The organism is Streptomyces sp. NPDC003456, from assembly GCF_042878735.1.
Lineage (GTDB): Bacteria > Actinomycetota > Actinomycetes > Streptomycetales > Streptomycetaceae > Streptomyces.
This window is the reverse complement of record NZ_JBIAOK010000006.1, coordinates 197402-218595: the sequence shown is the minus strand read 5'-3', so window position 1 is coordinate 218595 and position 21194 is coordinate 197402. Positions and strand designations below refer to the sequence as shown.

Genomic DNA, 21194 nt, shown 5'->3' with positions numbered 1-21194 from the left:
TGTCGTTCTTCAGGCCTACCCGAAATTACTAAGCGGTAACTTATGCAGTCCGTCTGAGACTACCCCTATCTTCCGCCGCACTGTAGCCGGGTGGGCAGTGATCTGAATCGCTGAGGGTTGCCTCAGAACCCGCACGGATGCCGTCGTGTTATTCGTACCGAATTGTCATAGTGGCGCCTAACTTATATCCGTGCTCTACGGGATCGCCGCCGCCGCCATCGCCCTGCTGCTCACCGCGCTGCTCGCGGCCGCCCTCAGAGGCCCCGCCCTGCGGCTGCGGCTGATCGAGCGGCGGTCCCGGCGGGCGGTGCCGCTGTCCGGGGGAGTGGCCGTCGTCGCGGTCACCTTGACGGTCGTGGCGGTCGGGGACCGGTCTTCAGGCGGGAGCGGCACCGGCGGGCTGCTCGCCGCCGGCGGCGCGGTCGCGCTCCTCGGGCTCGCCGACGACGTGTGGCGGCTGCGGCGGCGGGTCCTCGCCGGCGGTACGGCGGTCGCGGCCCTGTGTGTGGCGCCGTACGCGGAGGCGGGGGTGGCGACCGCGCTGCTCGGGGCCGTGTGGGTCGTCGGGGTGACGATGGGCCTGAGGGGGCTCGACCACGCCGACGGGCTCGCCGGGGCCGTCGGGGTCCTCGCCGCCTTCGGTGTGGCCGCCTGCGCCGCCGTCGACGTCATGGACGGCGTCGCGGGGCTGGCGAGCGTGCTGGCCGCCGCGCTGACCGGGTTCCTGCTGCACAACTGGCATCCCGCGCGCGCGGGCCTCGGCAGCTGCGGGTCCATGGCCGCCGGTTTCGTGATCGCCGCGGGCGCCGTGCAGGTCCGCGCGGGGTTCGGTGTGGCCGAGAGCGCCGGGGTGCTGTTCGCGCTGAGCGCCCTCGCGGCAGCCGACGCCCTGCTCGTCCTGGCGGCGCGGCGGCCGTTCGGACGGGCCGGGGGGCGCGGCGGGCCGGACCACCTCGCCCACCGGCTGCGCCGGCTCGGGCTGACCGTGCCGGGCGTCACTGTGCTGCTCGGCCTCCTCGCGTTCTGCGGGGTGCTCACCGGGGTACTCGCCCATGCCGGGTGGATCGGGGCGGGTGCCCTGTGGTGGGTGGTGGGAGCGACCCTCCTGGTCGCGTTCGCTCTTTCGCGTGTCCCTGTGCACGAGCCTCGACGCAGCGTATCGTCGCAGGTCGGAGCGCCATTGCGTGTAAGGAACGGATAAGAGTTGAGCCCACTCGACTCAGCTCTGTTGACCGGTCGCGGGCCGTCGTGCACACTTGAGTCCGTTGCACTCAAGTCAGCTGGAGGAACCAACCATGGCACGTGCGGTCGGCATCGACCTGGGCACGACTAACTCCGTCGTCAGCGTTCTGGAGGGCGGCGAGCCCACCGTCATCACCAACGCCGAGGGCGCCAGGACCACGCCGTCCGTCGTCGCCTTCGCCAAGAACGGTGAGGTGCTCGTCGGCGAGGTCGCCAAGCGCCAGGCGGTCACGAACGTGGACCGGACCATCCGGTCCGTCAAGCGCCACATGGGCACCGACTGGAAGATCGAGCTGGACGGCAAGCCCTTCAACCCGCAGCAGATCAGCGCCTTCGTGCTGCAGAAGCTGAAGCGGGACGCCGAGGCCTACCTGGGCGAGAAGGTGACCGACGCGGTCATCACCGTCCCGGCGTACTTCAACGACTCCGAGCGCCAGGCCACAAAGGAGGCCGGCGAGATCGCCGGCCTGAACGTCCTGCGCATCGTCAACGAGCCCACCGCGGCCGCCCTGGCCTACGGCCTCGACAAGGACGACCAGACCATCCTGGTCTTCGACCTCGGTGGCGGTACGTTCGACGTCTCGCTGCTGGAGATCGGCGACGGCGTCGTCGAGGTGAAGGCCACCAACGGTGACAACCACCTCGGTGGTGACGACTGGGACCAGCGCGTCGTCGACTACCTCGTCCAGCAGTTCCAGGCCGGCCACGGCGTGGACCTGGGCAAGGACAAGATGGCCCTGCAGCGTCTGCGCGAGGCCGCCGAGAAGGCGAAGATCGAGCTGTCCTCGTCCACCGAGACCTCGATCAACCTGCCCTACATCACCGCCTCCGCCGAGGGCCCCCTGCACCTCGACGAGAAGCTCACCCGCGCCCAGTTCCAGCAGCTGACCGCGGACCTCCTGGAGCGCTGCAAGACGCCGTTCCACAACGTCATCAAGGACGCCGGCATCTCCATCAGCGAGATCGACCACGTCGTCCTCGTCGGCGGCTCGACCCGTATGCCCGCCGTCGCCGAGCTCGTCAAGGAGCTGACCGGCGGCAAGGACGCCAACAAGGGCGTCAACCCGGACGAGGTCGTCGCCATCGGCGCCGCCCTGCAGGCCGGTGTCCTCAAGGGCGAGGTCAAGGACGTCCTGCTCCTCGACGTCACCCCGCTGTCCCTCGGCATCGAGACCAAGGGCGGCATCATGACCAAGCTCATCGAGCGGAACACGACGATCCCGACCAAGCGGTCCGAGATCTTCACCACCGCCGAGGACAACCAGCCGTCCGTGCAGATCCAGGTCTACCAGGGCGAGCGCGAGATCGCGGCGTACAACAAGAAGCTCGGGATGTTCGAGCTGACCGGTCTGCCCCCGGCGCCCCGCGGCGTCCCGCAGATCGAGGTGTCCTTCGACATCGACGCCAACGGCATCATGCACGTGACCGCCAAGGACCTCGGCACGGGCAAGGAGCAGAAGATGACCGTCACCGGCGGCTCCTCGCTGCCGAAGGACGAGGTCGACCGCATGCGCGAGGAGGCCGAGCGCTACGCGGAGGAGGACCACAAGCGCCGCGAGGCCGCCGAGACCCGCAACCAGGGCGAGCAGCTCGTCTACCAGACCGAGAAGTTCCTCAAGGACAACGAGGACAAGGTCCCGGGCGAGATCAAGACCGAGGTCGAGGAGGCCGTCGCCGAGCTGAAGGAGAAGCTCAAGGGCGAGGACACCGCCGAGATCCGCACCGCCACGGAGAAGGTCGCCGCCGTCTCCCAGAAGCTGGGCCAGGCCATGTACGCCGACGCCCAGGGCGCCCAGGCCGCCGGCGGTGCCTCCGCCGGCGCGGGTGCCGGTGACGCCAAGGCCGACGACGACGTCGTCGACGCCGAGATCGTCGACGAGGACCGCAAGGACGGTGCCGCGTGACGGAGGAGACCCCGGGCTTCGACGAGCAGCAGCCCGACGTCCCTTCCGGCGCGACCTCCGACGACGCCGAGCCGAAGGCCGCCTCCCCCTCCGCGGAGGAGGGGGCGGCCCCGGCCGGGGACACGGGCCAGGACGCCGGTCTGGTGGCCCAGCTGGACCAGGTGCGCACCGCTCTCGGTGAGCGCACCGCGGACCTCCAGCGCCTCCAGGCCGAGTACCAGAACTACCGCCGCCGGGTCGAGCGCGACCGGATCGCGGTCAAGGAGATCGCCGTGGCGAACCTCCTGACCGAGCTCCTGCCCGTGCTCGACGACATCGGCCGCGCACGCGAACACGGCGAACTGGTCGGCGGCTTCAAGTCCGTCGCCGAGTCGCTGGAGAGCACCGCGGCGAAGATGGGCCTGCAGCAGTTCGGCAAGGAGGGCGAGCCCTTCGACCCGACGATCCACGAAGCCCTGATGCACAGCTACGCCCCGGACGTCACCGAGACGACCTGCGTGGCGATCCTGCAGCCCGGGTACCGGATCGGCGAGCGCACCATCCGCCCCGCGCGGGTGGCCGTGGCCGAACCCCAGCCGGGGGCGCAGACGGTCAAGGCGGAGGAGTCCGCCGACGCCGACGACAAGGAGAGCGGTGGCCCGGACGAGGGCTGACGTCACGTACGAAGGGAAGGAGGGACGTCGAGGATGAGCACCAAGGACTTCATCGAGAAGGACTACTACAAGGTCCTCGGCGTCCCCAAGGACGCCACCGAGGCCGAGATCAAGAAGGCGTACCGGAAGCTCGCCCGCGAGTTCCACCCGGACGCCAACAAGGGAAACGTCAAGGCGGAGGAGCGCTTCAAGGAGATCTCCGAAGCCAACGACGTCCTCGGCGACCCCAAGAAGCGCAAGGAGTACGACGAGGCGCGCGCCCTCTTCGGCAGCGGCGGGTTCCGCCCGGGGCCGGGCGCGGGCGGCGGCTCCTTCAACTTCGACCTGGGCGACCTCTTCGGGGGCGCCCAGGGCGGGCAGGGTGCCGGCGGGTTCGGCGGCGGACTCGGTGACGTCTTCGGGGGCCTGTTCAACCGCGGCGGCGCGGGCCCGGGCTCGCGGACGCAGCCCCGGCGCGGCCAGGACATCGAGTCCGAGGTGACCCTCACCTTCACGGAGGCGATCGAGGGCGCGACCGTCCCGCTGCGGATGTCCTCGCAGTCGCCCTGCAAGGCCTGCTCGGGCACCGGCGACAAGAACGGCACGCCCCGCGTGTGCCCGACCTGCGTCGGCACCGGGCAGGTCGCCCGGGGCAGCGGCGGCGGGTTCTCCCTCACCGATCCCTGCCCCGACTGCAAGGGCCGGGGCCTGATCGCGGAGACCCCCTGCGACGTCTGCAAGGGCAGCGGCCGGGCCAAGTCCTCGCGGACCATGCAGGTGCGCATCCCCGCGGGCGTCAGCGACGGCCAGCGGATCCGGCTGCGCGGCAAGGGCGCGCCGGGCGAGCGCGGCGGTCCGGCGGGCGACCTGTACGTGGTCGTGCACGTCGACTCCCACCCGGTGTTCGGCCGCAAGGACGACAACCTCACCGTCACCGTCCCGGTGACCTTCACCGAGGCGGCCCTCGGCGGCGAGGTCCGGGTGCCGACGCTGGGCGGCCCGCCCGTCACGCTGAAGCTGCCCCCGGGCACGCCGAACGGCCGTACGATGCGGGCCCGGGGCAAGGGCGCGGTCCGCAAGGACGGAACTCGCGGCGACCTGCTGGTCACCGTCGAGGTGAGTGTTCCGAAGGACCTGTCGGGGAAGGCTCGTGACGCGCTCGAGGCGTATCGCGAGGCGACCGCGGACGAGGATCCGCGGGCGGAGCTGTTCCAGGCCGCGAAGGGAGCATGAGGCAGATGGACGGTCGTCGACGCAACCCGTATGAACTGACCGAGGAGACCCCGGTCTACGTCATCTCGGTGGCGGCCCAGCTGTCCGGCCTGCACCCGCAGACCCTGCGCCAGTACGACCGGCTCGGCCTGGTCTCGCCGGACCGCACGGCCGGCCGGGGCCGGCGCTACTCGGCCCGCGACATCGAACTGCTCCGCCAGGTGCAGCAGTTGTCGCAGGACGAGGGCATCAACCTGGCCGGAATCAAGCGCATCATCGAACTGGAGAACCAGGTCGCCGCGCTCCAGTCCCGCGTGGCCGAGCTGCAGGACGCGCTCGACGGCGCGGCGGCGACCATGCGCCAGCGGGAGGCGGCGGTGCACGCCTCCTACCGCCGTGACCTGGTGCCGTACCAGGAGGTCCAGCAGACCAGCGCACTGGTGGTGTGGCGGCCGAAGCGGCAGCAGCAGGCCGACTGAGGCGGCCGCGTCCGCTCAAGCACGCCGAAGGGACCGGGAGTTCACTCCTGGTCCCTTTCGCGTGCCTTGCGGAGGTTTCGCCCGTTCTCCTGCCGATGACCGTGTGGTGCAGGGCACTTGGAGATGATTCCGCAGAGTCTTCACAACTGCTGCGGAGCGTGGTGTTGCCATCTCGTTAAGTGGTTCCGCTTGACGCTGGGGGCGCGTCGGCGTTGGCTTTTCAGTCACATGGGCCACAAAGCTGTGCCCACGTCCGAAACACACGCGAAGTGAGCTCCCCGATGCGTCGTATCGCCATAACCGTGGCAGCCGCCACGATGTCCGTCACGCTGGCCGGTTGCGGCGTGCTCAACGCGAGCGGGAGCAGTGACGAGGCGAGCCCGGCCAAGGGCGACGACATCACGGTGGGCCTGCTGCTGCCGGAGAAGGCCAACACCCGGTACGAGACCTTCGACTACCCCATCATCAAGCGGAAGGTCGAGTCCCTCACCAACGACAAGGGGCGCGTCGAGTACGCGAACGCCGAGGCCAGCGCGGACAAGCAGGCCGACCAGATGCAGCAGATGATCGACGACGAGGTCGATGTGATCCTGCTCGACGCGGTCGACTCCCACGCCATCGCCAGTGGCGTGAAGAAGGCCAAGGAGGCCGGCATTCCGGTCATCGCCTACGACCGGCTGGCCGAGGGTCCGATCGACGCGTACATCTCCTTCGACAACGAACTCGTCGGCGAGGTGCAGGGCCGCACCCTGCTGGAGGCCATCGGCGAGGACGTCAGCATCTCCGACAAGATCGTGATGATGAACGGCTCGCCGACGGACCCGAACGCCAAGCAGTTCAAGGCCGGGGCGCTGTCCGAGCTGAACGGCAAGGTCACGATCGCGAAGTCCTACGACACCGAGGGCTGGAAGCCGGAGAACGCCCAGGCGAACATGGCCAAGGCCATCGCCGCCATCGGCAAGGACAACATCAAGGCCGTCTACTCGGCCAACGACAGCATGGCCGGCGGCATCGTCAACGCCCTGGAGGCCGCGGGCGTGACCAAGCTGCCGCCCATCACCGGGCAGGACGCGGAGCTGGCCGGGGTCCAGCGGATCGTCTCGGGCGAGCAGTACATGAGCGTGTACAAGCCCTACCCGCAGGAGGCCGAGAACGCCGCGGAGATGGCGGTCGCAAAGGTCCAGGGCCGGGACATCCAGTTCGCCGCCCTCACCCGCGACCGGGTCGACAGCCCCACGGACAAGGACATCCCGGCCCAGCTCGTGCCCGTGGTCGCGCTGACCCGGGAGAACATCAAGGACACGGTCGTCGCCGACGACATCTTCAAGCTGTCCGACATCTGCACGGGCAAGTACAAGTCGGACTGCGCGGCGGCGGGCCTGAAGTAGGCCGCCCCGCCCCCGCCCTCCCCAGGTTGTTGAAACGGGCCGTCAACGGGCATGCGGATACCGGATTCAAACGGGTGGAAACGAACCGCCGCCGGGACGGAGCCGTGTTGCGGAGCACCGTCCGGCCGCGCATAGTTGCCGCTGCGGCGAGACGGCGAACCGGGGGTGGGATGGGCGATGGCCGGGCACGGGGCGGAGGAGCATCCACATGGTGCCGACCGACTGTGCGAGGCCGGGGATCGCGTGTATTCCCGGGCCGTACGGCGGGGCCGGGTGCCGCGCCGGGACGCGGAACCGGTGCCCTGCCTGCTCGAACTCGCCCTGCTGCACCCCGACCCCGACGACATGGACTGGCTGGTGCCGACCTCCCCGCAGGAGGTCATGACCCGGCTGCTGCGCGGGATGTACGACGAGGTCAGCGCCAACCAGCGGCGGGTGGGCTCGGCCGTGGCCGCCGTCGAGTGGTACGCCGGACTGGGCCGGCAGGTCCGTCCCGCCCCGTCGGCCGGTGAGGGCTCGGCGATCCGGGTCCTGGACGGACTGGCCCGCATCCAGGCCGCGATGGACGAGGCGACCGAGGCGTGCACGACCGAGGTGCTCACCGTCCAGCCCGGCGGCATCCGCCGCGAGGCGGAGCTCTCCGAGGGCCTGCACCGCGCGCTGGCGCTGCGCGGCCGGGGCGTGCGGATGCGCGACCTGTACACGCACGTCGCCCGGCACGGGCAGGGGCTGCTGACGTACCTGGAGATCATGGGCGACGCGGTGGAGGCGCGCACGCTGGACGAGGTCATCGACCGGCTGATCCTGTTCGACCGGACCGTGGCGTTCGTCCCCGCCAACAGCGACCGCACGATGGCGCTGGAGCTGCGGCACCCCGCCCTGGTCGCCTACCTCGTCACGGTCTTCGAACGGCTCTGGCGCCTGGCGATCCCGCTGACCGCGCCGCTGCCCGACACGGGCATCGAGGGCATCTCCCACCGGGAGCAGTCCATCGCGGCGCTGCTGGCGGAGGGGCACCAGGACGCGGTCATCGCGGAACGGCTGGGCATCAGCGTGCGGACGTGCCGGGCGCACATCGCGCGTCTGTCGGAGACGCTGGGGGCGGCCAGCCGGACGCAACTGGGCGTGCGGATCGCCCAGGCGGGACTGGACGGGCCGCCGCGGGCGGCCGCCTCGCCGACGCTCAGTGTTCCCGCTCGAGGATCCCGGACCGCCCGATGAGGTAGCCGAGCTGCGCCCTGCTCCGGCTCCCCAGCGTCGCGGCGAGCTTGGCGATGTGGACCCGGGCGGTACGGACGTTCATCCCGAGCCGCTCGGCGATCACGGTGTCGGTGTGCCCCTCCACGAGCAGCGCGGCGATGGCGTGCTGCCGGGGGGTGACGCCGCCGGGGGAGGGCTGGGGGGCGGCTTCGGGATGCATGGGGGTGGCAAGGCGCCACAGTCGGTCGAAGGCGACGCCGAGGTACTGCACGAGCGCCGGGTGCCTGATCTCGAGGGCGAGCCTGCCGTCCTGGCCGGCCGGGACGAAGGCCACCGAGCCGTCGATGAGGACGAGGCGGTCGGGCACCTCGTCCAGCGTGCGTATCTGCACGTCGCCCTTCAGACGCTCGCAGCGGGCGGTGATCACCGGGAAGTGGCGCAGCGTGTGCGGGTAGAGGGTGCGGATCCGGCAGCCGCGGTCCAGTGCGGCCTGGTCGCGGCCCAGTGACGCGGTGTCGGCGACCTGACCGCGTTCGCCGGTGAGTCCGGCGCGGGGCTGGACGGTGACCACCTCGTCGGACGCCTCGGCCATGGCGTCGGTGATGGCACGGTTGATCCGTTCCGTGCCCTGGAGCAGCCGGAGCGTGCCGCTGCCGGGCGGCGGGGCCTGAGGGCCGGCGATCCGCATGAGCGAGCCGAACGTCTCGGCCAGCCGTGCCTCACGCCGCCGTTCGCTCGCGATCCGCTCCCCGGAGCCGCGCAGCAGCCGGTGCAGTGCGACGACCGGGGCGAGGGGCTCCAGGCGGGTGGGGTCGTCGAGGGCGGGGTGCAGCAGGCCCAGGTCGACGAGGCAGGGCGCGGCCCGGGCGTCCCCGGCCGGCACCGCCCCCTCACGCAGGGCGCGTTCGTACAGGTCCGCGCCCGCCGCGCACAGGTCGTCCTCGGCGTGCTCCGGGTGGCGTGCGCTCACGGTGCGGCCCCCGTGCGGTCCAGGATGCCGGACTGCGCTATGAGGAAGCCCAGTTGGGCCCGGCTCCCGCTGCCCAGGGCCGAGGCGAGCTTGGCGATGTGAGCCCGGCAGGTGCGCACGTTCATGCCCAGGCGCCGGGCGATGGCCTCGTCGACATGGCCTTCGACGAGGAGCTTCGCTATGGAGTGCTGGATTTCGGTGATGCCGTCGGGGGCGGTTTCGTAGGGGGCGCCGGCGCTCAGCGGTACCGCCCGGTCCCACATGAACTCGAAGACCTTGATCAGGTAGGAGACGAGACCGGGGTGGTGCAGTTCGAGAGCGACCTTCTGGTCGTCGCGGGTGGGAATGAAGGCGACGGTCTCGTCGCAGACGATGAGCCGCTCGACCAGCCCGTCGATGGTGCGGTACTCGACCTTGCCGTCGGTGAACTGGCTGGCGTAGGCGAGCCTCTCGGAGTTGTACCGCGCCGTGTGCGGATACAGCGTCCGGATGCGCACACCACGTTCGATCAGCGGGCGGTCGCGCTCCAGACCCTGGATCAGGCTGCGTTCGGGCCGGTGGCCGCTCGGCTGGATCGTGAGCATCTCGGTCTGGCACTGGGACGTGGCCAGGTTGAGCGCGGCGTTGATGCGTTCGCTGCCCTCCAGGACCGTGATGGAGTCGCTGCTCGTCATGGCCTGGGCGCTCAGCGCCATGAACGGGGCGAAGGCGTCGGACAGCTGGATCGACTCGCGCCTGCGCTCGGTGATCTCGCTCTCGATGGGATTGAGCCGCTGGGCAAGTGCCACGGCCGGGGGGATGGGGCGCAGCCAGTCCGGGTCGTCGGGATCCGGGTGGAGAAGGGCGAACTCCATCAGGCAGGGAGCCGCTTCCGTGTCGGTCCGCAGAATGCGCCCCGCACGCAGGGCGTTCGCGTACAGTCGGCCACCTTCCTCGCACATCTCGGTCACCACATGGGGATGTGTCACCTTGGTCCGATTCGTTGTCAAATCTCCACCCCCCAGGGTCCTGAACATGCAGGAACATGATGCATTGATTCTGTGGCCATGACGTGCCCGAATGAGCCATCGTCGTATTCGACGGGGGAAGAGGGGACCTTCAAGTGAGGACGAAGCCGACTATGCGTAACAGAATGCTTCGCTTGGGGCTTGTCGCCGCCTTCTCCGCCGTCGTGGCCTTCGGAACCGTGAGCGGCCTCTCGGGCCCGAACGGCGACGACCGGGCGGACAGTGTCTGGCCGGCGACCGCCAAGAGTCATGTCCTGGCCGACAGTGTGTGGCCGGCGGCGGCACAGTCCACCGTCGGTACCGCAGACGGAGCCGGGGGCTGATCGTGACCACTCCACCCGACGACCGCTCCTTCCGTCGTGAGATGGCCACCGCCTACCGCTCCGGCTGGCACTTCATCGACCTGGTCACCGCCATCCCCCACAGCGGTGACTCCCTGATGGTGACCGTGTTCGGAGAGCCGGTCGTCGTCACGCGGGACGAGGACGGAGACGTACGGGCCTACCGGTGCCTGCGGCGGCCTCGGGGGGCGCCGCAGCCCGTCCGGTGCGCCGTACGGTACGGAATGATCTTTGTGAACCTGGACCAGCGGGACCACCAGCAGGTGGAGGCCGACGCGCCTGTCCCGCGGACCATCTCTGCCACCCCCCGCAGTGCCTGACGCGATTCCCCCGTCGTAACAGATCGCTCAGGTGCTTCCCCCCGCAGCGGCGTCACCGTGACCTGAACACGGTGACGCCGCTGCAGTTTGCGGGGACATTTCCGGGTATCGCCCCCGGCGGCCCGCCGCACACCGTGGCCGGATCCGGCCGGTTCCCGGTGTGGACGTTCACTTCTCTCAACCCCGGCCCATCGCCCGCGTCAGCCGGATCTCGATGACCACCCGGGCCGGATTCGGCGACGGCGTCCGGCCGTAGCGCTCCGCGTACCGCCGCTCCGCCTCCGCGACCCGCTCCGGCTCCCGGCGCACGACGGCCCGGCCCTCCAGTGTCGCCCAGCGGCGGCCCTCCAGCTGGCACACCGCGACGGGCGCTCCTTCCTCCCCCGCGGCCAGCACGTTGCGCACCTTCCTGCTGGCCCCGTTGGCGATCACCCGAGCCAGACGGGCCTCGGGATCGTATGTGACCCCGACGGGTACTACGTGCGGTGTGCCGTCCGGGCGTGGGGTCGTCAGGGTGCACAGGTGCCGTTCCCGCCAGAAGCTGAGGTACGACGGATCGGGAGCGCCCGGATCCACGGAGTACTTGGTCGCCATGGACGGAACTTAACGCTCCTGCCCTCCCGGAATCGGCCTTGAGTGGAATAGACTCAACTTTGTGGACGTTGACCCAGTCAGTACGGACTGCCCGAGGAGACGCCGCACACCGCTGCACGCAAGGAGGAGAACGCGAACGTGGACGCCGAGCTGACCAACCGGAGCCGGGACGCGATCAACGCTGCCAGCAACCGGGCCGTGACCGAGGGGCACCCCGACCTCACCCCCGCCCACCTGCTCCTCGCGCTGCTCCAGGGGCAGGACAACGAGAACATCACCGACCTGCTCGCCGCGGTCGACGCCGACCAGGCCGCCGTGCGCTCCGGCGCCGAGCGCGTCCTCGCCGGGCTGCCCAGCGTCACCGGCTCGACCGTGGCGCCGCCCCAGCCCAACCGCGAGATGCTCGCCGTCGTCGCCGACGCGCAGTCCCGCGCCCAGGAGCTGGGCGACGAGTACCTGTCCACCGAGCACCTGCTGATCGGTATCGCCGCCAAGGGCGGCGCGGCCGGCGAGGTGCTCACCCGCCAGGGCGCCGACGCCAAGAAGCTGCAGGCCGCCTTCCAGAAGACACGAGGACAGCGCCGCGTGACCACCGCCGACCCCGAGGGCCAGTACAAGGCCCTGGAGAAGTTCGGGACCGACTTCACCGCCGCCGCGCGCGAAGGCAAGCTCGACCCGGTCATCGGCCGCGACCAGGAGATCCGCCGCGTGGTGCAGGTCCTGTCGCGGCGCACCAAGAACAACCCCGTGCTGATCGGTGAGCCCGGCGTCGGCAAGACCGCCGTCGTCGAGGGGCTCGCCCAGCGGATCGTCAAGGGCGACGTCCCCGAGTCGCTGAAGGACAAGCGGCTCGTCGCGCTCGACCTCGGCGCGATGGTCGCGGGCGCCAAGTACCGGGGCGAGTTCGAGGAGCGCCTGAAGACCGTCCTGGCCGAGATCAAGGACTCCGACGGGCAGATCATCACCTTCATCGACGAGCTGCACACCGTCGTGGGCGCCGGCGCCGGCGGCGACTCCGCCATGGATGCCGGCAACATGCTCAAGCCCATGCTCGCCCGCGGTGAACTGCGCATGGTCGGTGCGACGACCCTCGACGAGTACCGCGAGCGGATCGAGAAGGACCCCGCCCTGGAGCGCCGCTTCCAGCAGGTGCTGGTGGCCGAGCCGACCGTCGAGGACTCCATCGCGATCCTGCGCGGGCTCAAGGGCCGCTACGAGGCCCACCACAAGGTGCAGATCGCCGACAGCGCGCTCGTCGCCGCGGCCACCCTCTCCGACCGGTACATCACCTCCCGCTTCCTGCCCGACAAGGCCATCGACCTCGTCGACGAGGCGGCCTCCCGGCTGCGCATGGAGATCGACTCCTCACCCGTCGAGATCGACGAACTCCAGCGCGCCGTCGACCGGCTGAAGATGGAGGAGCTGGCGATCGGCAAGGAGACCGACGCGGCCTCCCGCGAGCGGCTGGACAAGCTGCGCCGCGACCTCGCCGACAAGGAGGAGGAGCTGCGCGGCCTGACCGCCCGCTGGGAGAAGGAGAAGCAGTCCCTCAACCGCGTCGGTGAGCTGAAGGAGCGCCTCGACGAGGTCCGCGGCCAGGCCGAACGCGCCCAGCGCGATGGCGACTTCGACACCGCCTCCAAGCTGCTCTACGGCGAGATCCCGGCCCTGGAGAAGGAGCTGGAGGCCGCCTCCGAGGCCGAGGAGGAGGTCGCCCGGGACACCATGGTCAAGGAGGAGGTCGGCGCCGACGACATCGCCGACGTCGTCGCCTCCTGGACCGGCATCCCCGCCGGGCGGCTGATGGAGGGCGAGACGCAGAAGCTGCTGCGCATGGAGGACGAGCTGGGCAAGCGGCTGATCGGGCAGAGCGAGGCCGTGCGGGCGGTGTCCGACGCCGTGCGCCGCTCGCGCGCCGGGATCGCCGACCCCGACCGGCCCACCGGGTCCTTCCTCTTCCTCGGCCCGACCGGTGTCGGCAAGACCGAACTGGCCAAGGCCCTCGCCGACTTCCTCTTCGACGACGAGCGGGCGATGGTCCGCATCGACATGTCGGAGTACAGCGAGAAGCACAGCGTGGCCCGCCTCGTCGGCGCCCCGCCCGGGTACGTCGGCTACGAGGAGGGCGGCCAGCTCACCGAGGCCGTGCGCAGGCGGCCGTACTCGGTGGTGCTGCTGGACGAGGTGGAGAAGGCCCACCCCGAGGTCTTCGACATCCTGCTGCAGGTGCTCGACGACGGGCGCCTGACCGACGGGCAGGGCCGCACGGTCGACTTCCGCAACACGATCCTGGTACTGACCTCCAACCTCGGCAGCCAGTATCTGGTCGACCCGCTGACCAGCGAGACGGAGAAGAAGGAGCAGGTGCTGGAGGTGGTCCGGGCCTCCTTCAAGCCGGAGTTCCTCAACCGCCTGGACGACCTGGTCGTCTTCTCGGCGCTGACCAAGCCCGAGCTGGAGCGCATCGCCAAGCTCCAGATCGACCGCCTGGCCAAGCGACTGGCCGAGCGGCGCCTGAGCCTGGACATCACGCCCGAGGCGCTGGCCTGGCTCGCCGAGGAGGGCCTGGACCCGGCGTACGGGGCCCGGCCGCTGCGGCGGCTGGTGCAGTCCGCCATCGGCGACCGGCTCGCCAAGGAGATCCTGTCCGGGGAGATCAAGGACGGCGACACCGTCCGGGTGGACCGGTTCGAGGACGGCCTGCTCGTGGGGCCCGCCGGCGCCGGCAAGACGCTGTAGGGCCGCAGCGGGGCCTGGACGTCACATCGTGAACGCCGAGAAGCGCACCAGCGCCGTCTCGGCGTTCTCGTTCTCCACGCGCACCTGCACCACGTGCGCCCCGGCCGTGCCCGGCAGCCCCTTCCCGCGGGTCACGTCCAGGCAGAGCGCGCCGCACACCCCGCCGCCCGTGCGGGGCTCCGGCGCGTCGGGGTACGTCGCGCGCAGCCAGCCGCGCACGTCGTCGCGGGGCATGCGCAGCACCGCGCTGTAGGACGTGTCGATGCCCCGCTGGACGGTGCAGTCGCGTACGTGCGCGCCGTCCGGGCGGGCGGCGGCCCCGAAGGCCAGGACCTCGGCGCAGGGGACCTCGGCCGCGGCGCCCGTACGCCCACCGTCGCGGTCGCGGTCGCCGTCGCTCCCGCCGTCGCCGGAGACGGCCCACAGGGCGATGCCCGCGACCAGGGCGGCCAGGACGATCACCGGCACCGCCACGATCGGCAGGACCAGCTCCCACCTGGTACGGCCTCGCCCCGGTGCCGCCATGACCACGCCCCCTTCGTCCGCCGCTCAGGGAGACGGTGCCGGGCGGGCGGAGGTTGTCCGTGCCCCGGCCGGTGACCGGATCGTGTCAGCCGAGGGCTGACAGGGCCTGTCGGGGCTTGCCACCCCCCTCCCCGCATGGGGGAGGATGGCGGAATCCGTACGAAGGGAAAATCACGGTGACCATCGACCCGTCCTCGATTCCGAACTTCGGGGGCCAGCCCGAGCCGCAGCCGCAAGGACCGGCGGGCCCCGTCGTCCCGGATCAGGACCTCGTGAAGCAGCTCCTCGACCAGATGGAGCTCAAGTACGTCGTCGACGACGAGGGAGACCTCGCGGCGCCGTGGGAGCAGTTCCGCACCTACTTCATGTTCCGTGGAGAGGGAGACCAGCAGGTCTTCTCCGTGCGGACCTTCTACGACCGGCCCCACGAGATCGAGGCCAAGCCGCAGATCCTGGAGTCCATCGACGACTGGAACCGCCGCACCCTGTGGCCCAAGGTCTACAGCCACACCCACGACGACGGCACGGTCCGCCTGATCGGCGAGGCCCAGATGCTGATCGGCATGGGCGTCAGCCTGGAGCACTTCGTCTCCTCGACGGTCAGCTGGGTGCGCGCCGCGATCGAGTTCGACAAGTGGCTCGTCGAGCAGCTCGGTCTGGAGCAGGAGATCAACGAGGCGGAGAAGCCCGAGGACGACGAGTAGTCCGCAAGCGACCTCCCACGGCGCGTCGGCACGTACGAGCAGGTACGTGCTGTACGCGCCGTTCTGCTTCCTCCGCGGGCCGGACCCCTGTCCGCGAGGGTCCGGCGGGCCGCTGACCTCCGGAAAGAACCGGGGACAGAACTCCCCGCCCACCCACCCTCCCGCGCCGGAGCGCGGGCGTCACCCGTCCGGGTGACCGGCTTGCGACGGCGGGTAACGGACCGTTACGTTCGCCGCGACAACCGCAGACAGATACGGCCCCCGGCCGGGACTGGCATCCCGAACGAGGGCCTGACCGATCAGGAAGAGTGCACTTCCCGATGGCTGACCCGCAGTCTAACGCGCGCCTGCGCGCCGACGCCGGAGCTCCGACCTCCGGTGTGATCCACGTCCGCACCCGGCTGACGGCCGACTTCACGGTGCTCTCCAACGCCCTCGCCCAGCGCCGCGGCAGCGCGGTCACGATCGGCGTCGCGGCGTACATCGCCTCCCTGCCCGACGGCACCCCCGTCAGCATCACCGCCCTCTGCGCGCACTTCAGCGAAGGCGAGATCCTCATCTCGCGCGCGCTGAGGGAACTGGAGGCCGCCGGATACCTGGAACGCCGCCGCGAGCGCACGCCCTCCGGGCACATCCGCACCCGGACGTACTTCTACGACGTGCCCGGCGGCCGAGACCCCGACGGCCCGCCTCGCCCGCCCGGTCCCCGGAAGCCGCCGGTCGTCCGTCGGGCCGCGCCTCCTGCCGCACCGTCGGCGGGCGGCCCCGAGGAGACGACCGGGGGCCGGGCGCCCGCCCTCGCCGACGCCGACCCGGAGGCGGTCGCCGTCCTGGCCGCCCTGCGCCGGGTCGACCCACGCCTCGTCCTGTCCGCCACAGGAGGCCGCCCGACTGGCCCCGGCGGTCACCGAGTGGCTGGCGGCCGGGGTCGGGCCGCGCGAGATCACCGAACTGCTGACCCTGCGCCTCCCCGACCGCTTCCGGGCCCGCCCGGCGAGCGTCCTTGCCTTCCGCCTCCGGGAAACACCCCTGCCCGCACCGCCCACACCGGCGGCCCGGCCGCACGTCCTGCCCTTCCAGACCTGCGACGGCTGCGAGCGCGCGTTCCGCGCGGCGACGCCCGGACACTGCCGCACCTGCCGTGACCTCGCGGGCGGGGAGCCGTTGCGGGCAGCCGGCTGAGAGGACCGTTCGGACTCCGCTCACGGCACGGCGGCGCCCGGTGCACCGAAGGCGGCCACCGAACCCGACCGCGACCAGCTCCCGCGCCCGGAGCCCGACGGGGACGCCCGCCGCGTCACCGGAACGCCGCCCCCAGTCGCTTCGCCGCCTCCTCCAGCACTGCGGTCCGCTTGCAGAAGGCGAAACGGACGAACGGGGCGCCCTCCTCGCGGTGGTCGTAGAAGACCGCGTTGGGGATGGCGACGACGCCGGCGCGCTCCGGCAGGGCCCGGCAGAAGGCGAAGCCGTCGCTCTCGCCGAGGGGGCGGATGTCGGTGGTGACGAAGTACGTGCCCGACGGGCGGAAGACCCGGAACCCGGCCTCCTCCAGGCCCGCCGCGAGCAGGTCCCGCTTGGCCAGCATGTCGGCGCGGAAGTCCGTGAAGTACGCCTCCGGCAGCGACAGCGCCTCGGCGATCGCGTACTGGAAGGGGCCCGCCGAGACGTAGGTCAGGTACTGCTTCGCCGAGCGCACCGCCGTCACCAGCTCCGGGGCCGCCGTCAGCCAGCCGACCTTCCAGCCGGTGAAGGAGTACGTCTTGCCGCTGCTGGAGATGGTCACCGTGCGCTCGCGCATCCCCGGGAACGTCGCGAGGGGCACGTGCTCGGCGTCGTCGAAGACCAGGTGCTCGTACACCTCGTCCGTCACCACCAGCAGATCGCGCTCGACGGCGAGTTCGGCGATCGCGGCCAGCTCGGCGCGGGTGAGGACCGTGCCGGTCGGGTTGTGCGGGGTGTTGACCAGCAGCAGCCGGGTGCGGTCGGTGACGGCGGCGCGCAGCTCGTCCAGGTCCAGGCGGAAGCGCCCCTCCTCGGTGTCCGCGCGCAGCGTCACCGGCACCCGGCGCCCGCCGGCCATCGCGATGCACGCCGCGTAGGAGTCGTAGTACGGCTCCAGGGCGACCACCTCGTCACCCGGCTCGACCAGGGCCAGCAGCGCGGCCGCGATGGCCTCGGTGGCGCCCGCGGTGACCAGGACCTCGGTGTCCGGGTCGAGGGACAGGCCGTAGCGGCGCTGCTGGTGGGCGGCGATCGCGGTGCGCAGCTCGGGGACGCCGGGGCCGGGCGGGTACTGGTTGCCGCGGCCGTCGCGCAGGGCCCGTACGGCCGCCTCCCTGACCTCCTCGGGCCCGTCGGTGTCCGGGAAGCCCTGGCCGAGGTTGATGGCCCCGGTGCTCAGGGCCAGCGCCGACATCTCGGCGAAGATCGTCGTCCCGAACTCGGCGAGCCGGCGGTTGAGGAGGGGGCGCGCGCTGGAGGTCATGCCGGCCATCCTGCGCCGAAGCTCTGGAGTTCCTCAACTCTGCTTTGGCGCGCGTGGCGGCCGGGCATCTCCCGGTCACGCAAGAGCGAGGCGCCCACGGGGGGCCGCTTCGGGGGAAACGGAAGGAGGGTGGCGCCATGTTCGTCGGCATCATCCTGGCGGTGATCGCGGTCCTGTTCGTCGGGGCGCTGGTGTCGCTCGCCCGCAGGGGCGGCTCCCGCCGTCCCGCGGGGACGCGGAGCGGGGCGCGGACGTCCCGCAGGTCGTCCAGCGACAGCGGCAGCACGAGCTGGTGGGCGGGCGGGGGAGACTCCGGCTCGTCCGGCGGCGGCGACAGCCGCCACTCGGGAAGCTCCTGCGGCGGAGGCTCGTCCTGCGGAGGCGGGTCGTCCTGCGGCGGAGGCGGTGGCTGCGGCGGCGGAGGCAGCTGACCGAGGCCGGCGCGGCACCCTCCCGGCGGGAGGACCGGCGCCGCACCCACCGCACGCGGGGTCCGCACCTGGGGCGGGCCCCGCGTCGCCATGTCCGGGCCCTGCACCCGCGGCGGGCCCGCGTCGCCGAAGCCGGGTGGGTTCGGGCCGCGCGCGGGGCGGAGGGCGTCCGGTCGGCCGCTCCCCGGAGGAGCGGTGTCTCGAACCTCTGACCCCGTGCGTCACAGGCGTGCGCGCGGCCCGTCCGTCCACGGGACCGTCCGGGCACGCCGGTACCGGCTCCGCACCGCCTCCCCGGCAACTACGGCTCCCGACCGGTCACTTCGGCGGTCCGCCGGGGCGTACGCGCGTCCGCTCCTCCCTGCTGTGTGCGCGGCGGCACCGCGCACCGGCGCACGCCTCCCCGGTGCAGGCGCACGCCGTTTGTTGAACAGTTGAGCTGTGCAGCCCTCTGAGGGATGGAAACCCTACGAACTTGGGTAAAAACGCTGTGACGGGGGCACGGTTCATGATTCCCTCTCAATCGACCGACACAGCCCCCCGGACGTTCTGCGGACACCTGCCGGGAACCGGCCGTCCGGGCTGACCGGGCCGACATCCTCCGGCGTGACCGGGGCGCCACGGACCCAACTCCCCTCCTCACTCTCCTTGTGTGCTTGCGGAGCCGATCGATGCTCACGACCCTGAACACCTCCTACACCGACACGCGCGCGGACGATCTCGCCTGGGCCCTGGGGCGCGAGCCGCTCCCGGCGCTGGCCACGCTCGACCTCGAACTGACGGGCATAAAAATGCAGTTGAGACTGCTCGGCGCGTCGCACCAGGTGGTACTGGAGGAGCGCGGCGGCATCCGCTCGGAGACGGTGGCGTGCATCCCGGGCAGCAGCGCCCCGCTCCCGCTCGGCGTCGCCAAGCGGGTGGGCGACTGGGAGTACGAGTTCGCGGCCCGGGTCGAGGTGCTCTCGCCCGGCTCCTTCGCGGGCCGGGCCCAGGAGTTGCTGGACCTGGTCTCCGACCACCCGCACGGCCTCGCCGGGGTCTTCCCCGGCAGCCCGCACGCCTTCACCGCACTGCTCGCCCAGCACCACGAGGGGCAGGTGCACTGGCGGACCTGGCACGCCTACCCGCAGGAAGGGCAGTTGGTCGCGACCCGGTCCCGGGTCGGGGTGCGCAGCCGGACGGCCGTCCCGGTGCTGTGACGGCCGCCGGCGAGAGGGACGGCAGACGCCGAGCGTGCCGAAACGCACCTCGTACCGCCGTCCGGCTGCCGTAAACCATCACCACTCCTGTGGGTGACGGCCCGCTGTCGGTGCGTGACGTAACGTCGCCAGGGTGATCGAGCCGCACGCGCCCGCCCCGCCCGGTTCCCCGCCGCCCTGGAGCGACTCGGGCGGCATGGCGGGCCCGGTGGAACCGGTGGGCCGCCCGGCCGATCCGCCGCGACTGCCCGTGCGGCCCGGGACCGGCCGGTTCCTCGTCCTCGCGGGCGTGTTCGTCTGTGCGGCCTGCGGACTCGTGTACGAGCTGGAACTGGTCGCCGTCGCCTCGTACTTGATGGGCGACTCCGTCACCCAGGCGTCCGTCGTGCTGTCGGTCATGGTCTTCGCGATGGGCCTCGGCTCCCTCGCCGCCAAACGGCTGCGCGGGCTGGCCGCGGCCGGGTTCGGCGCCGTCGAGGCCCTGCTCGCGCTGGTCGGCGGCGGCAGCGCGATGGCGCTGCACGCGGTGTTCGCCTGGAGCGGCGACGGGGGCGGCACGGGACCCGACGGGCCGCGCGGCCTCCTGGTCGCCTTCTCCCTCGCCACCGGGCTGCTCATCGGTGCCGAGATCCCGCTGCTGATGGAGCTGATCCAGCGCATCCGCCGCCAGGACCCCGGCGGGGCGGTCGCCGACCTGTTCGCCGCGGACTACGTCGGTGCCCTCGTCGGCGGACTGGCGTTCCCCTTCCTGCTGCTGCCGCTCCTCGGGCAGCTCACCGGCGCGCTCCTCACCGGTGCCGTCAACGCGGTGGTCGGCTGCGCCCTGGTGTGCGGCCTGTTCCGGCGGGACCTGACCCGGCGCGCCCGGCGGCTGCTGCTGCTCGCCAACGTCGTCGTCCTCGCGCTCCTGGCCACGGCCGCCCTTCTCGCCGACGACTTCGAACGGGCCGCACGCCACGCGGTGTACGGCGGCGACGTACGCGTGGCGCTGCGCAGCGGCGTGCAGGAGATCGTCCTGGCCGGGGGCACCCGCGGGCGGCCCCTGGACCTGTACCTCGACGGGCGGCTGCGGGCCGGCGGGCCCGACGGGCGGCGCCGGCCCGAGGCCCTGGTCCGTCCGGCGATGGCCGGGCCGCACGCGCGCGTGCTCGTCCTGGGCGGCGGGGACGGCCTGGCCGTCCGCGAGGTGCTGCGCCACCGGGGGGTGGAGCGGATCGACGTCGTCGAGGTCGACGCGGAGATGATCCGGCTGGCCCGGACCGACCCGGGCCTGTCCGCGCTGAACCGGCACGCCTTCGGTGACCGCCGTGTGCGCGTCACGATCGACGACGCCTTCGGCCGGCTGCGCGCCACACCCCCGGCGGCGTACGACGTGATCGTCTGCGACCTGCCCGACCCGGGCATCACGGCCGGCGCGAAGCTGTACTCGCAGGAGTTCTACGGCCTCGCGCGCCGCGCCCTGGCCCCCGGCGGCCGGCTGGTCGTGCACGCCGGGCCGGTCGCCGCCGGCCCGCGGGCCTTCTGGACCGTCGAGGCGTCCGTCCGCGCCGCCGGCCTGCGCACCGCCCCCTACGTCCTGGGCGCGCGCCGCGCCGGGCACGGCGCAGAGCCTGGCCGCTCCCGGCCGCCGGGCGACTGGGGGTTCGTCCTGGCCTCCCGTACCCGGCCGCGGCCGCGGATCGACCCGGACGGGCCGCGGCCCGGGGCGCTGACCCCCGCGGCGCTGCGGGCCGGGATCCGGCAGGTGCGCGCGACGCGGATCGGCGGGCTGCCCGCCTCGACCCTGCTGCACCCCCGGTACTGACGGGCCCCGCCGCCTCCC

At 71.9% G+C, this 21194-nt stretch carries 18 protein-coding genes and 1 pseudogene; 14 read left to right on the top strand and 5 right to left on the bottom strand.

The features are described 5' to 3' along the window. Window positions 1-190 precede the first annotated feature (190 nt). From ACFYWG_RS25285 to ACFYWG_RS25255, 7 genes are all read left to right on the top strand, one after another. Entirely contained in the window at window positions 191-1201 is a 1011-nt protein-coding gene (locus tag ACFYWG_RS25285) for an undecaprenyl/decaprenyl-phosphate alpha-N-acetylglucosaminyl 1-phosphate transferase (RefSeq protein ID WP_389203732.1), read from the top strand. Window positions 1202-1295: 94 nt separating this feature from the next. Beyond that, complete coding sequence (dnaK, locus tag ACFYWG_RS25280; protein WP_376326686.1) at window positions 1296-3146, top strand: molecular chaperone DnaK; 1851 nt, start codon at window positions 1296-1298, stop codon at window positions 3144-3146. Further along, on the top strand, window positions 3143-3799 hold the full coding sequence (gene grpE, locus ACFYWG_RS25275) for a nucleotide exchange factor GrpE (protein ID WP_376326687.1): 657 nt from the start codon (window positions 3143-3145) through the stop codon (window positions 3797-3799). Before dnaK ends, grpE begins: the two co-directional genes overlap by 4 nt. A gap of 33 nt (window positions 3800-3832) precedes the next feature. Continuing rightward, window positions 3833-5011, top strand: a complete 1179-nt coding sequence (dnaJ, locus tag ACFYWG_RS25270; RefSeq protein WP_376326689.1) for a molecular chaperone DnaJ — start codon at window positions 3833-3835, stop codon at window positions 5009-5011. Between the two features lie 5 nt (window positions 5012-5016). After that, window positions 5017-5469 (top strand): heat shock protein transcriptional repressor HspR, encoded by a 453-nt coding sequence (locus ACFYWG_RS25265; RefSeq protein WP_376326691.1) that lies wholly within the window; start codon window positions 5017-5019, stop codon window positions 5467-5469. A gap of 281 nt (window positions 5470-5750) precedes the next feature. After that, window positions 5751-6857, top strand: a complete 1107-nt coding sequence (locus ACFYWG_RS25260) for a sugar ABC transporter substrate-binding protein (protein ID WP_376326693.1) — start codon at window positions 5751-5753, stop codon at window positions 6855-6857. Between the two features lie 177 nt (window positions 6858-7034). Continuing rightward, window positions 7035-8078, top strand: coding sequence for a LuxR C-terminal-related transcriptional regulator (locus ACFYWG_RS25255; protein WP_376326695.1), 1044 nt, complete (start codon window positions 7035-7037; stop codon window positions 8076-8078). Here ACFYWG_RS25255 and ACFYWG_RS25250 read toward each other — a convergent pair. Continuing rightward, a complete protein-coding gene (locus ACFYWG_RS25250) occupies window positions 8041-9027 on the bottom strand; it encodes a helix-turn-helix transcriptional regulator (protein ID WP_383499974.1) in 987 nt (328 codons plus the stop codon). The genes ACFYWG_RS25255 and ACFYWG_RS25250 overlap by 38 nt on opposite strands. Beyond that, window positions 9024-10043 (bottom strand): helix-turn-helix transcriptional regulator, encoded by a 1020-nt coding sequence (locus ACFYWG_RS25245; protein WP_383499977.1) that lies wholly within the window; start codon window positions 10041-10043, stop codon window positions 9024-9026. The genes ACFYWG_RS25250 and ACFYWG_RS25245 overlap by 4 nt, the downstream gene beginning before the upstream one ends. A 316-nt stretch (window positions 10044-10359) precedes the next feature. On the opposite strand from ACFYWG_RS25245, the gene ACFYWG_RS25240 reads away from it, so the two are divergent. Next, complete coding sequence (locus ACFYWG_RS25240) at window positions 10360-10695, top strand: hypothetical protein (RefSeq protein ID WP_376326699.1); 336 nt, start codon at window positions 10360-10362, stop codon at window positions 10693-10695. A 177-nt stretch (window positions 10696-10872) separates the two neighbouring features. Here ACFYWG_RS25240 and ACFYWG_RS25235 read toward each other — a convergent pair whose 3' ends face one another. Continuing rightward, window positions 10873-11289 carry a pyridoxamine 5'-phosphate oxidase family protein gene (locus ACFYWG_RS25235; RefSeq protein WP_376326700.1) on the bottom strand — a complete coding sequence of 139 codons (417 nt, stop codon included), beginning with the start codon at window positions 11287-11289 and terminating at the stop codon, window positions 10873-10875. A gap of 138 nt (window positions 11290-11427) precedes the next feature. Here ACFYWG_RS25235 and clpB point away from each other — a divergent pair, with 138 nt between their 5' ends. Next, window positions 11428-14028 carry an ATP-dependent chaperone ClpB gene (gene clpB / locus ACFYWG_RS25230; RefSeq protein ID WP_389203726.1) on the top strand — a complete coding sequence of 867 codons (2601 nt, stop codon included), beginning with the start codon at window positions 11428-11430 and terminating at the stop codon, window positions 14026-14028. Window positions 14029-14049: 21 nt separating this feature from the next. Here the strand turns inward: clpB and ACFYWG_RS25225 are convergent, their stop codons facing one another. Beyond that, entirely contained in the window at window positions 14050-14553 is a 504-nt protein-coding gene (locus tag ACFYWG_RS25225) for a hypothetical protein (protein WP_389203724.1), read from the bottom strand. A gap of 176 nt (window positions 14554-14729) precedes the next feature. Here ACFYWG_RS25225 and ACFYWG_RS25220 point away from each other — a divergent pair, with 176 nt between their 5' ends. Beyond that, window positions 14730-15257 carry a YbjN domain-containing protein gene (locus ACFYWG_RS25220; protein ID WP_037765125.1) on the top strand — a complete coding sequence of 176 codons (528 nt, stop codon included), beginning with the start codon at window positions 14730-14732 and terminating at the stop codon, window positions 15255-15257. Between the two features lie 320 nt (window positions 15258-15577). Then, window positions 15578-16439, top strand: a pseudogene (locus ACFYWG_RS25215) (hypothetical protein). A gap of 115 nt (window positions 16440-16554) precedes the next feature. Here ACFYWG_RS25215 and ACFYWG_RS25210 read toward each other — a convergent pair. Beyond that, complete coding sequence (locus ACFYWG_RS25210) at window positions 16555-17751, bottom strand: pyridoxal phosphate-dependent aminotransferase (RefSeq protein ID WP_383499989.1); 1197 nt, start codon at window positions 17749-17751, stop codon at window positions 16555-16557. A gap of 128 nt (window positions 17752-17879) precedes the next feature. Between ACFYWG_RS25210 and ACFYWG_RS25205 the strand changes: the two genes are divergently transcribed. From ACFYWG_RS25205 to ACFYWG_RS25195, 3 genes are all read left to right on the top strand, one after another. Beyond that, the gene (locus ACFYWG_RS25205; RefSeq protein ID WP_376326709.1) at window positions 17880-18173 is read left to right on the top strand and encodes a hypothetical protein; all 294 of its coding nucleotides are present in this window, start codon (window positions 17880-17882) and stop codon (window positions 18171-18173) included. A gap of 671 nt (window positions 18174-18844) precedes the next feature. After that, window positions 18845-19372 carry a DUF2617 family protein gene (locus tag ACFYWG_RS25200; protein ID WP_376326711.1) on the top strand — a complete coding sequence of 176 codons (528 nt, stop codon included), beginning with the start codon at window positions 18845-18847 and terminating at the stop codon, window positions 19370-19372. Window positions 19373-19505: 133 nt separating this feature from the next. Continuing rightward, the gene (locus ACFYWG_RS25195) at window positions 19506-21176 is read left to right on the top strand and encodes a polyamine aminopropyltransferase (RefSeq protein WP_389203721.1); all 1671 of its coding nucleotides are present in this window, start codon (window positions 19506-19508) and stop codon (window positions 21174-21176) included. The last annotated feature ends 18 nt before the right edge of the window (window positions 21177-21194 follow it).